The organism is Pseudomonas sp. yb_5, assembly GCF_043103865.1.
GTDB lineage: Bacteria > Pseudomonadota > Gammaproteobacteria > Pseudomonadales > Pseudomonadaceae > Aquipseudomonas > Aquipseudomonas putida_Y.
In genome coordinates this window covers 37,485-48,694 of the sequence record NZ_JBICKE010000066.1, presented here as the reverse complement: position 1 = coordinate 48,694, position 11,210 = coordinate 37,485, and the positions used below count along the sequence as shown (strand labels likewise).

Annotated in this window: 10 protein-coding genes; 4 read left to right on the top strand and 6 right to left on the bottom strand. The window is 62.1% G+C overall.

Annotated features, from left to right (window positions below):
* Position 1: 1 nt before the first annotated feature.
* The 3 genes from mexE to gspG all read right to left on the bottom strand — a co-directional run bounded on the left by mexE (position 2) and on the right by gspG (position 3,062).
* Complete coding sequence (gene mexE / locus ACF8GF_RS09845) at positions 2-1,243, bottom strand: multidrug efflux RND transporter periplasmic adaptor subunit MexE (RefSeq protein ID WP_209965600.1); 1,242 nt, start codon at positions 1,241-1,243, stop codon at positions 2-4.
* Positions 1,244-1,434: 191 nt separating this feature from the next.
* On the bottom strand, positions 1,435-2,625 hold the full coding sequence (locus tag ACF8GF_RS09840) for a type II secretion system F family protein (RefSeq protein ID WP_176683410.1): 1,191 nt from the start codon (positions 2,623-2,625) through the stop codon (positions 1,435-1,437).
* An 11-nt stretch (positions 2,626-2,636) separates the two neighbouring features.
* Positions 2,637-3,062, bottom strand: a complete 426-nt coding sequence (gene gspG / locus ACF8GF_RS09835) for a type II secretion system major pseudopilin GspG (RefSeq protein WP_003253843.1) — start codon at positions 3,060-3,062, stop codon at positions 2,637-2,639.
* 185 nt (positions 3,063-3,247) lie between these two features.
* On the opposite strand from gspG, the gene ACF8GF_RS09830 reads away from it, so the two are divergent.
* From ACF8GF_RS09830 to ACF8GF_RS09815, 4 genes are all read left to right on the top strand, one after another.
* The gene (locus ACF8GF_RS09830) at positions 3,248-3,841 is read left to right on the top strand and encodes a lytic transglycosylase domain-containing protein (RefSeq protein WP_176683411.1); all 594 of its coding nucleotides are present in this window, start codon (positions 3,248-3,250) and stop codon (positions 3,839-3,841) included.
* Positions 3,842-4,015: 174 nt separating this feature from the next.
* Positions 4,016-5,467 (top strand): HAMP domain-containing sensor histidine kinase, encoded by a 1,452-nt coding sequence (locus ACF8GF_RS09825; RefSeq protein WP_176683412.1) that lies wholly within the window; start codon positions 4,016-4,018, stop codon positions 5,465-5,467.
* A gap of 306 nt (positions 5,468-5,773) precedes the next feature.
* Positions 5,774-7,267 (top strand): HAMP domain-containing sensor histidine kinase, encoded by a 1,494-nt coding sequence (locus ACF8GF_RS09820; RefSeq protein WP_176683413.1) that lies wholly within the window; start codon positions 5,774-5,776, stop codon positions 7,265-7,267.
* Positions 7,236-8,663 carry a sigma-54 dependent transcriptional regulator gene (locus ACF8GF_RS09815; RefSeq protein ID WP_176683414.1) on the top strand — a complete coding sequence of 476 codons (1,428 nt, stop codon included), beginning with the start codon at positions 7,236-7,238 and terminating at the stop codon, positions 8,661-8,663. The genes ACF8GF_RS09820 and ACF8GF_RS09815 overlap by 32 nt, the downstream gene beginning before the upstream one ends.
* 14 nt (positions 8,664-8,677) lie before the next feature.
* On the opposite strand, the gene ACF8GF_RS09810 is transcribed toward ACF8GF_RS09815, so the two are convergent.
* The 3 genes from ACF8GF_RS09810 to ACF8GF_RS09800 all read right to left on the bottom strand — a co-directional run bounded on the left by ACF8GF_RS09810 (position 8,678) and on the right by ACF8GF_RS09800 (position 11,070).
* Positions 8,678-8,980, bottom strand: a complete 303-nt coding sequence (locus ACF8GF_RS09810) for a hypothetical protein (RefSeq protein ID WP_176683415.1) — start codon at positions 8,978-8,980, stop codon at positions 8,678-8,680.
* 86 nt (positions 8,981-9,066) lie between these two features.
* Positions 9,067-10,419, bottom strand: coding sequence for a GntP family permease (locus tag ACF8GF_RS09805; RefSeq protein ID WP_176683416.1), 1,353 nt, complete (start codon positions 10,417-10,419; stop codon positions 9,067-9,069).
* Between the two features lie 111 nt (positions 10,420-10,530).
* The gene (locus ACF8GF_RS09800) at positions 10,531-11,070 is read right to left on the bottom strand and encodes a gluconokinase (protein ID WP_176683417.1); all 540 of its coding nucleotides are present in this window, start codon (positions 11,068-11,070) and stop codon (positions 10,531-10,533) included.
* Between the last annotated feature and the right edge of the window lie 140 nt (positions 11,071-11,210).

Sequence of the window (11,210 nt, the reverse complement as noted above, 5' to 3'; positions counted from 1 at the left end):
CTTAACCGCGTGGCGCCTGGGCGCCGGCGACTTTCACGTGATTGCCCGCCATTTTCGGCGCCGGGTTGCTGGCCTCCAGGGCCTGACGCTGCCGTGCGAGGGCGGCGAGGGTTTGCTCGCTGGCCATCGGTGTTTCTTCCGGGGTTACCGGCGAACCAGGGCGCACGCGCTGCAGGCCCTTCACCACGATGCGTTCGCCCTTGTCCAGGCCGCTGCGTACGATGCGCAAGCCTTCAAGTTTCGGCCCCAGTTCCACGGTGCGGTAGGTGGCTTTGTTGTCCTTGCCCATGACCAGCACAAACTTCTTGCCAAGGTCAGTACCCACGGCTTCGTCGTTGATCAGCATGGCGTCGTACTGGGCGCTGCCGACCAGTTTCAGACGCGCATACAAGCCTGGTGTGAACTCGCCGTCGCTGTTGTCGAATACTGCGCGACCGCGGATGGTGCCGGTGCGCGGGTTGACCTGGTTGTCGACGAAGTTCATGTGGCCCAGGTGCGGGGTGCCGCTTTCGTTGGTCAGCCCCAGGTATACCGGGGTGCTCTGGCCACGCTGGCCTTCACGGGCCAGCTGGGTGTACTTGAGGTACACGCGCTCGTCGGCGTCGAAGTAGGCGTAGACCTTGTCGGTGGACACCACGCTGGTCAGCGGGGTGACATCGGCGGTGACGATGTTGCCGGCGGTGAACTCGGCGCGGCTGACACGGCCGCTGATGGGCGCAGTGACGCGGGTGAAGCTGAGGTTCAGGCGCGCCAGATCGAGCTGGGCCTGGATTGCATCGACCCCGGCACGGGCCTCGGCAGCGGCACTGCTGCGCGATTCGGCCAGCTCGGCGGAGATGGCGTTGCTGTCACGCAGGCGCTCGCCACGGCGGGCTTCGTTGGCGCTGCGGATGGCGGTGGCCTTGGCCTGTTGCAACTGGGCTTCGAGGCGGCGGACTTCTGCCTGGAACGGGCGCGGGTCGATCTGGAACAGCAGGTCGCCTTTCTTGACCTGGGCACCTTCAGTGAAAGCCACCCGGTCGATCTGGCCGGAGACCCGCGGGCGCACTTCGACGGTTTCCGGGGCTTCGAGGCGGCCGGTGAACTCGTCCCATTCGGTGATCGGTTGCTCGATCACCTTGGCCACACTTACCTTCGGCGCGGCGGGAGCCTGCACGGCGTCGGGGGTTCGACCGCAAGCGCTGATCACCACCACTGCCAGGGCAGCGAGGGGGAAGCGCAAGGGTTTGAGTGATTGTTCCATGGAGAACTCCGCCAATGTATTAGTAGTGGGCGGAGTGTGAGTGTGTTGCGCGTGAGGTACGAATCGAACAGGGCGAAGGTTACTATCACGCCGAATGATAAGTGGGGATCAGTTATCGATGGCGGCCATGGTTGGGCACAGCGCACTGCCTGTGCAGGCACCCCGTTACGCGAGAGCCTGGGCCTGGCCATTCAGTGAATGCTTGAGGCCAGTTCGAAGATCGGCATGTACATGAGGATCACGATCAGGCCGATCAGCAGGCCGATGAAGGTCATCAGCAGCGGCTCGAACAGTTTGACGAACCACTCCACCCAGCGGCCGATTTCCTGGTCATGGAAGTCGGCGCAGCGCTCCAGCATCTCGCCCAGGTTGCCAGACTGCTCGCCAGCCCGCAGCAGGCGCAGTGATACCGGCGTCACCAGGTGCCCGGCCGCCAGTGCATCCGAGAGGGGCAGCCCTTCGCCCACCCGCAGGCTGGCCTGCTCCAGGCCCTGCGCTGCTGCGTTGCCGAGCAGGCCACGGGCCATCCCCATGGCGGTAAGGATGGGAATACCGCCTTGCAGCAGGATACCCAGCGAGCGATAGAAACGCGCCAACTCATACATCATCAGGCGCTGATGCAGTGCTGGCAGACGCCGCAGTTGGCAGGAGGCCCAGTGCCGTACACGCGGGTGCCGGCGCAGCAGCCAAAGTGTCGCCACCCCGACGACGGTGCCCAGCGCCAGCGGCAATTGTTGGGCATGCAGAAACAGGCCGACCTGCATCAGCACCCGTGACAGCCAGGGTAGCTCGGTGCCCATGCCCTCGAACACCTGGCTGAAACGCGGTACCACATAGCCGAGCAGGAACAGCACCACACCCCCCCCCACCAGCAACAGCAGCAACGGGTAGACTGAGGCACCCACCAGCTTCTGGCGGACCAGGTCCAGGCGCTGGCGATAGCTGATATAGCGGGTGAGGGCGTCGCCCAGAGCACCGGTGCGTTCACTGGACTGCACCAGCGCCACATACAACGGCGGGAATACCCTCGGTTGCTGGCCCAGAGCCTGGGACAGCGAGCGGCCCTCGTACAGCTGGCGTACCAACTCGGCGAGCACCTTGCGCGCTGTCGCTGCCGGGCTCTTCTCTGCCAGGCTTTCCAGTGCGTCGATCAGCGGCAGGCCGGCATTGAGCAAGGTTGACAGTTCCTGGCTGAACAGCACCAGGTCGAACGCCGCTTCACGGCGCCAGGCCATGCCGCGCAAGGCGCCGCCGCTGCTGCGCAGGCTGAGTACACGCAGGCCTTGGTCTTCGGCCTGGCGGCGGGCGTGGTCGGCGTCCTCGGCGTCGATCTGCAACTGCACCACGCCCTGCCTACCCAGGGCCTTGAGGCTGTAGCGCATGGCCGCTCTCCTTACTGCCAACTGGTGATTTCGGCGTTTTCCCCATCACCACCCGGCTGGCCGTCCTTGCCCATCGACAGCAGGTCGTACTCACCGCCGTTCTCGCCAGGTTGCCGGTAGATGTAAGGGCGGCCCCACGGGTCTTGTGGCACGGCCTTCTGCAGGTACGGGCCGGTCCAGCGAGCCTCGCCACTGGGGGCGACCACCAACGCCTGCAAGCCTTGTTCGCTGTTGGGGTAGTGGCCGACCTCCAGGCGGTACAAGTCCAGGGCCTTGCTCAGCCCCTCGATCTGCGCCCGCGCAACCTTGGCCTCGGAGCGGCCGAGCTGACTGAAGTACTTGGGCGCGACGATGCCGGCCAGCAGGCCGAGTACCACCAGTACCACCAGGAGTTCAAGCAGAGTGAAGCCACGTTGCGGGTTGGTTCTGCGCTGCATGGTGAAGCCCTCCACTGCTATGGGGACACGCGTTGACATGCACCATGCAACAGCCGTGCACGTCTGCCCCGGGGCCTTGCGCCATGGGGCACAGGAAGCGGCACAGTGCTTGCGTCGTGGTGACTGTCCTCGGGTTTTCCGGGGCATTTCCCCCACTTCGGGGCCACGACGAAGAGGCGACCGGCATGCGTGGACTCATCCTCGGTTTGATCTGGCTGGCGGCAGGTGTTGCCCACGCCGATGTGTACATCTCAATCGATGCCAAGGGGGGCTACGTGCTGAGCAATGTCCATAGACCAGGGCGCCACTATGAGAGGGTGATCAACGAGCCGCTGGCCCAGGGTGGGCCGGTCAAGGCGCAAATGATCACTGGCCGCCCTTACGCCGAGGTAGTCGCCACGGCTGCGCGCATCCACAATGTGCCGCCGGCGCTGCTGCACGCGGTGATCAAGGCCGAGTCTGGCTACAACCCCAAAGCCCGTTCGCGGGCGGGGGCAGTGGGGTTGATGCAACTGATGCCGGACACCGCCCGCGAGATGGGGGTGCAAGACCGGCTGGACCCTGAAGACAATGTGCACGGAGGGGCGCGCTACCTCAAGCAGATGCTCACCCTGTTCGACAACGACATCACCTTGGCCGTAGCGGCCTACAATGCCGGCCCGGATGCTGTATTGCGGCGCGGTGCCGTGCCGCCGTTTGCCGAGACCCGGCGTTATGTGCCCACGGTGCTGCGCGAGTATCGCAAGTTGCAAGGGTTGAATGACGACTCGCCTTTGTAACAACTGGCTTGCAGCTCACGCATTCCCACAGGGGCCACACCATCCTCAGGCTGTATCGGGCAGGTGAAGTGGGGAGGGAATAAATACCCTTCGGCGGATGCCATCAATTTAATACTATGGTTTCCCCAACTCTGGGCTATAACCTTCTAAAGGTGCCCAGCTGAGGTGTCCGTTATGGACGTCGCCCCTCGTTCCGACACTATTGACGTGCCTGCCGGTAGCGAGTTGGCCGCCCCGCGCAGGCCATTCAACCTTCTGCGCTGGTATGCCTGGGTCAGTCTAGCCATCATTCTCTCGGTGGCTGCCGGGCTGGGGCTGATTTCCAGCCGCTTCATCATCGACGAGAGCGTCGAGCGTGACGCGTTACTCACCGCACAGTTCATCACCTCCATCGCCGATGCCGAAGTGCGCCATGTGTCGATCCCCAATGTGCGTACCATGGGCGAACTGCTCGATCCGCGCACCGACCGCAATAACTTGCCCGACGTCGACCCGGATGCCCGGCGCAAGGCCCGCGGCGAGTTTCTTGACCATATCGCTCACCTGCCCGATATGCTGCTGGCCAATATTTATGCCTTGGACCGCACTGTGATCTGGTCCAGCAACCCGGCACTGATCGGCCAGTTGATCGAAGGCGATGAAGACCTGAATCGGGCTTTCGAGTACAAGATGCGCGTTTCGGCCAGCTACCACAGTTTCGAACATGCCCGCTCCGAGCAGAAGTTCATCACCCCGCCCAAGCAGCTATTGATCGAGAACTACATTCCGCTGTTCGATGCCGATGGCGAGCAGGTCACAGCGATGGTCGAGATCTATAAAGAACCCCATGACCTGATCGCACGCATCGAGCATGGCCTGATCCTGATCTGGTTGGCCATCACCGTCGGCGCTGCACTGGTCTATGTCGGCCTTTACGGCATCATGCACCGCGCCGCCCGGCTGCTGGCGGTGCAGCAGAAGCGGCTGATCAACAGCGAAACCTACGTGGCACTGGGTGAGGTGTCGTCGGCGGTGGCCCATAGCCTGCGCAACCCGCTGGCCAGTATCCGCTCAAGTGCCGAACTGGCACAGGCGTTCGACGAAGGCCCGGCGCAACGCCAGGTCAACGATATCATCAGCCAGGTCGACCGGATGTCGCAGTGGATCCGCCAGATGCTGCAGTCACTGCGCCCGCTGAACGACGAGGCATTGGCGGTGGACTTGCCGCAGGCGTTGCAGGAAAGCCTGCAGACCTACGCTGTGCCGCTGGCGCGCGGTGGAGTAAGCCTGGACTTGCAACCGTTACCGAGCGTGCAGGTGTTGGGGCACCCGGTATTGCTGCGCCAGGTATTCAGTAGCCTGATCGCCAATGCCCTGGAGGCGATGGAGCAGGGCGGGCGGTTGCGTATCGAAGTGGTGCGTCATAACCGACGCAGCCTGACCTTGCGCCTGTCCGACAATGGCAAGGGCATGAACGACGCGCAGCAGCGCATGGCCTTCCGGCCATTCTTCACCACCAAACAGGGTGGGCTGGGGGTGGGGCTGGTGCTGGTGAAACGCATCATGGAACGCTTCGGCGGTGCGGTTCGGCTCAGCAGCAGCGAGGGCCATGGCACGAGGGTCTCGTTAAGTTTTCGACTGGCTTGAACTCGTCAAACGACATCACTTAAGTGTTGTAAGATATTGATATTAAAGAAATTAACTTTTTGTGGGTGAAAATGCCCCAGTTGTGGGGGATATCCTTCTGATTGGGATTAATAAGTGCTTGTAACCTACTAAAAAATAACAGTTTTAGTTTTTCATATTCTGCTGGCTAAGTTTTTGCAGTGAAATGTGTGAAGCGCAATACGCTACAAATGGCAGCTGCGACTGCCCGGGTGGATTGCTACCCAGTGGCTACTGCCATTGGCCTTGATGCAGTTCTGAACGTACGCCCAGCGCGGGAACCACGCGATGCAGATGCTGGAAAACGAAGCGCCCGACAAGGTCAGTGCGACCGCCAGCGGACGGGTCTTACCTTTGCGTGAATTCAACTTGCTGCGCTGGTTCTCGGTTATCAGCCTGTTGATCATTACCTCGGTGGCAGGTGGGCTGGGGTACGTTTCGACGCGCTTCGTGGTGCGCGACAGTGTAGAGCGCGATGCCATGCTCACCGCGCAGTTCATTCAGGCAATGGCCCAGGCCGAAGTGCGTCATTCGCAATTACCGCCTGGCACCACCATGGGCGAGTTGCTGGACCCGCGACTGGACCTGCAGCATCGGCAGTTCACCCCGGCCTTGGCCGAGTCGACCCGGGTCGAGTTCCTCGATCATGTCGAGCACCTGCCGGACACCTTGCTGGCCAACGTTTATGCCCGCGACCGCACCATTGTCTGGTCCACCAACGCAGAGCTGATTGGCAAGCGGATAGAAGTTGATGGTGATCTTGAGCGCGCCTTCCGCTCGCGCAAGGCGGTGTCGGCCAGCTATCACAAGGTTGCGGATGATCGCGAAGAGCAGAAGTTCCAGCGCGAACCACGCTACCTGTTTATCGAGAACTACATCCCGCTGTTCGATAGCCAGGGTGAGCAGGTACTGGCCATGGTGGAAATCTACAAGGAACCGCAGGATCTGATCCGGCGCATCCAGCGCGGCTATTTGCTGATCTGGGCCTCGACTCTGGTAGGTGGCGCGTTAATTTACTTCGGGCTGTTCTGGATCGTGCGCCGTGCGGCGCACATGCTGCACCTGCAGCAGGAGCGGCTGGTGGCAAGCGAAACCTATGTGGCGCTGGGTGAGATGTCTTCGGCAGTGGCTCACAGCATGCGCAACCCGCTGGCCAATATCCTCTCCAGCGCCGAACTTGCCCAGGAAACCGCCAACCCTGCTGCGCAGAAGAACATCACTGACATCATCAGCCAGGTCGACCGCATGTCGCGTTGGGTGCGCGACCTGCTGGTGTCGTTGCGTCCGTCCAGTGAAGAACCCGAGGCCGTGGACCTGGTGGCGGCCATCGAAGACACCCACCTGGCCTTCGCCCAGCAGATCGAACGCAACGGCGTGCGCTTCCATTTCGAAGGGCCTGACGTGCAGTGGGTGGTCAGCCAGCCGCTGCAGCTCACGCAGATTCTCAACAGCCTGTTTTCCAATGCCCTGGAGGCCATGCCCGCTGGCGGGATGCTCAATGCCCAGGTCAATGTGCAAGAAGGCCTGCGCGCCGAGTTCGTGCTGACCGACACGGGCAAAGGCATGAGCCAACAGCAGGAACGGATGGTGTTCAAGCCGTTCTTCACGACCAAACAGGGTGGCCTTGGCGTGGGGCTGGCCCTGGTCAAGCGCATCATGGAACGTTTTGGCGGCTCGGTCAGCCTGAGCAGCCGCGAAGAGGAAGGAACCCGCGTTAGCCTTACATTCAATATTGCAGCGGGAGGGGAACATGGAGCACAGCATCCTGGTCGTCGAGGATGATGAAATCCTTGCCGACAACATTCGCACTTACCTCAGCCTCAAGGGCTACGATGTCATCGTGTGCCACAGCGCGGAACTGGCGCTGGAGCAGATCAAGCGGGCGCAACCTGACGCGGTGCTGACCGACAACTCGCTGCCAGGCATGAGCGGGCATGACCTGCTGCGTACCCTGGTGGCCCAGGCACCGGACCTGAAGGTGATCATGATGACCGGCTACGGCAATGTCGAAGATGCCGTGCAGGCGATGAAGGAGGGCGCCTTTCATTACCTGACCAAACCGGTGGTACTGGCCGAGCTCAAGCTGACCCTGGACAAGGCCCTGGCAACCGAGCGTATGGAGCGCACGCTGTCGTTCTACCAGGAGCGCGAGGCGCAGAAGTCCGGGTTGCAGGCATTGATCGGCGAGTCGCCGGTGATGCTCACCCTCAAGCACACCCTGCGCCAGGTGCTCGATGCCGAGCGGCGCATGGCCAGTGACGACCTGCCACCGGTGCTGATCGAAGGCGAGACCGGTACTGGCAAGGAGCTGGTGGCCCGTGCCCTGCATTTTGATGGTTCGCGCAGCAAAGGGCCGTTCATCGAGTTCAATTGCGCTTCGATCCCTGCCAACCTGCTTGAGGCCGAACTGTTTGGTCATGAGAAGGGCGCTTTCACCGATGCCAAGGAGCGCCGGGTGGGGCTGGTGGAGGCTGCCGATGGCGGCACCTTGTTCCTTGACGAGATCGGCGAAATGGACCTGGTGCTACAGGCCAAGTTGCTCAAGTTGCTGGAAGACCGCAGCATCCGCCGGATTGGTGCTGTGAAGGAACGCAAGGTCGATCTGCGGGTGATCAGCGCCACCAACTGTAACCTGGAACAAATGGTGCAGCAGGGCAAATTCCGCCGTGACCTGTTCTTCCGCCTGCGCATTATCGCCCTGAAGGTGCCGCGCCTGTATTCGCGTGGGCAGGACATACTGCTATTGGCGCGGCATTTCCTTGCCCACCATAGCCGCCGTTATGGCAAGCCGAACCTGCGCTTTTCGGCCGAGGCCGAAAGCCTGATGCTCGGTTATAGCTGGCCTGGCAATGTACGAGAATTGCGCAACATGCTGGAGCAGACCGTGTTGCTGGCGCCGAACGAGGTCGTGCAGGCGCATCAGTTGAACCTGTGCATGACCTTGGTTGACGAGCCGTTGGCGCAACAGCCGATGGCGGCCATGTTTGAAATGCCGCGGCACGAACCAGAGCCGGGTACAAGTCTGCCTGACATGGAGCGTGACCTTGTCTGCAAGACCCTGGACCGTACCGACTGGAACGTGACCAAGTCGGCACGGATGCTTGGGTTGTCGCGGGATATGCTGCGTTACCGGATCGAGAAGCTGGGACTGACCCGGCCTGACAAACGTCAGTGGTAGTACAGGCAGGGTCGTCAGGGGTTACCTGTGCCCGTGCTGCCTTCTCCTTGCCGCCCGGTACCTTCCGACCTACTGCCATCCATCCCCGGCAGATCGCGGTTGTCATGCTGCTGCGCCGGCGGGCTTTGCGGGTCATTGCCCTGTATGCGCGGGTCGGTGTCCCGCGGCAAGGGCTTCTCGATCGGGTTGAGGGTGCTGTCCACGCCCGGCTGTGGCGCCGTATTGTGCGGGTCGTCGGGGTAGGTCGGACCTGTACCGGCAGCAAAGGCCAGCGGCGAGGTGAGCAGGGCGATCGACAGGATGATTGAGCGGGGCATGGCAGGCTCCTTTGCTATACGGGTAGGGCTCATACATCCCTTTGGCCTTACCCGAAACGTGAAGGTGCCATTACCCCGATCAACGGTCACACCACCAGTGACAGCAACATGATGAAAATGATGCCGACGATGGACAGGATCGTCTCCATCATGCTCCAGGTCTTGAAGGTTTCTGCAACGGTCATGTTGAAGTACTGCTTCACCAGCCAGAAGCCGGCGTCGTTCACATGGGACAGGATCAGCGAGCCGGCACCGGTGGCCAGTACCAACAGCTCACGGTTCACCCCCGGCACCAGGTCGATCACCGGGGCCACGATGCCCGCGCCGGTAATGGTGGCGACCGTGGCGGAGCCGGTTGCGATGCGGATCACCGCCGCCACCAGCCAAGCCAGCATGATCGGCGAAATTTCCGCCTGCACGGCCATTTGCCCAATCACGCTACCCACACCGGTGTCCACCAGCATTTGCTTGAAGCCACCGCCAGCGCCGACGATCAGCACGATGGCGGCAGTCGGTGCCAGGCTCTGGTCGAGCATCTTCATGATCTGTTGGCGATTGAAGCCGCGGGCCGAGCCGAAGGTGTAGAAGGCCAGCAGCAGGGCGGCGAGCAGGGCGGTGATCGGGTGGCCGATCAGGTCCATCCACTGGCGCACGATGTGCTCGGCAGGCAGCACCACGTCGGCGAACGTTTTCAGCAGCATCAACGCGACCGGCAGCAGCACGGTGATCAGTGTGATGCTGAAGCTTGGCAGGTTGCCCTGGTCGGAATCCTTGGCGATCTGGTCCATCAGTTCCTGGGACGGGTTGCCCGGGATGTAGCGGGAAATGAAGTTACCGAACAGAGGACCGGCGATGATCGCGGTGGGCAGTGCAACGAGCAGGCCGTAGAAGATGGTTTTGCCAATGTCAGCGTGGAAAATGCCGATCGCCAGCAAGGGGCCCGGGTGTGGTGGCACCAGACCGTGCACCACCGACAGGCCGGCCAGCAGCGGAATGCCGATTTTCACCAGCGAGACGCCTGAGCGTCGGGCGACGATGAACACCAGTGGAATCAGCAGCACAAAGCCGATTTCGAAGAACAGCGGGATGCCCACCAGGAAGGCGGCGAACATCATCGCCCAATGCACGTTCTTCTTGCCGAAGGCGCGGATGAGGGTTTGCGCGATCTGGTCGGCACCGCCGGAGTCGGCCATCAGTTTGCCGAGCATGGTGCCGAGGGCGAGCACGATCCCGACGAAGCCCAATACGCCGCCAAAACCGTCCTGGAACGATTTCATGACCTTGGCCACCGGCATGCCGGAGGTCAGGCCCAGGAAGCCGGCCGCGAGGGTGAGGGCGACGAAGGGGTGAACCTTGAAGTGGGTGATCAGCAGGATCAGCCCGACGATGGTAACCAGCGCGTCGAGTAGCAGGAAGGTATCAGTAGCCAGTCCGAACATGGTTTGAAGGCCTCGGTCTTATCGTTGTTTTGGGCGTAGCTTTATGGAGTCTTTGCCCGCTTTACGGGTCGGGGTAGCGCTGTCTTTGGTGAGACGGAAAAACCGCCGAGGTCAGGCGGTTTGCGCCAGGCCCGACTCACCGCAGCGCTTTAGCCAGCGGTCCACCGCTTCGGCCAGTGCTTCGATCGGTTGGGTGGCGTCCAGTGCAAGTGTCAGTGGTTCGCCGCGTGGCGATTCCAGGGCAGCGAACTGGCTGTCGATGAGGCTGGCCGGCATGAAGTGCCCTGGGCGAGCCAGCACGCGTTTTTCAGCCTCGGCAGGCGACAGTTCGAGGAACACGAACACCAACCCGGGCATGGCATCGCGCAGGGTATCGCGGTAGCGGCGCTTGAGTGCCGAGCAGGTCAGGATCGGGCGTTCCCCGGCCTGGGTGGTGGTTTGCAACTCTTCACCAAGGCGGACCAGCCAGCCGGCACGGTCGCTGTCGTCCAGCGGGATGCCAGCGCTCATCTTGCGGATGTTTTCGGCAGGGTGGAAAGCGTCGCCTTCGATCAGGCGGCCGCCGCTTCTGGCAGCGATGGCGGCGCCGATGCAGCTTTTGCCACAACCGGCCACGCCCATCACCACAATGGCGGACAGGGGAGAATTCATCAGTACCTCCTGCGGGTGAGATAGCGCTGTCTCGCCATTGACGAACAGCCACCTCCCCGGTGTTATTGGTCTTGTCCTTACGCAGTATGGACGCCTGGTGGCAAGCGCGTGGTGGCTGCTACCAAAGATTACATTGCCTG